Genomic DNA, 247 nt, shown 5'->3' with positions numbered 1-247 from the left:
GATTTGAGACCTACTCCTGAAAGTCGATCCCGAGGGGCCTACCCTCATCGCTGCCACAGCTTGTGCACACAGATTTTCAGATCATCTCGATCATCCTTTCTGTGTGCTTCTGCAGCACACTATCGTCCGCGTGGATGCGTTCCGCGCTCATGATATGGATCCGGATCGCCTCAATAATGGGATCGAGCGCCACCACGCAGGCGCCGACCCGATCCGCCAGGGTCGAGACATCTATCTCGATCCCTTC

1 protein-coding gene is annotated in these 247 nt (G+C 56.3%); it reads right to left on the bottom strand.

Translation table 11 applies throughout. The features are described from left to right. Window positions 1-76: 76 nt before the first annotated feature. The gene (locus I6F38_RS43690; protein ID WP_225164754.1) at window positions 77-235 is read right to left on the bottom strand and encodes an IS66 family transposase; all 159 of its coding nucleotides are present in this window, start codon (window positions 233-235) and stop codon (window positions 77-79) included. Between the last annotated feature and the right edge of the window lie 12 nt (window positions 236-247).

The organism is Bradyrhizobium sp. BRP56, from assembly GCF_020194035.1.
In the GTDB taxonomy this organism is placed as follows: domain Bacteria; phylum Pseudomonadota; class Alphaproteobacteria; order Rhizobiales; family Xanthobacteraceae; genus Bradyrhizobium; species Bradyrhizobium australafricanum.
The sequence above is the reverse complement of the archived record's forward strand: the minus strand, read 5'-3'. Positions and strand labels throughout refer to the sequence as shown.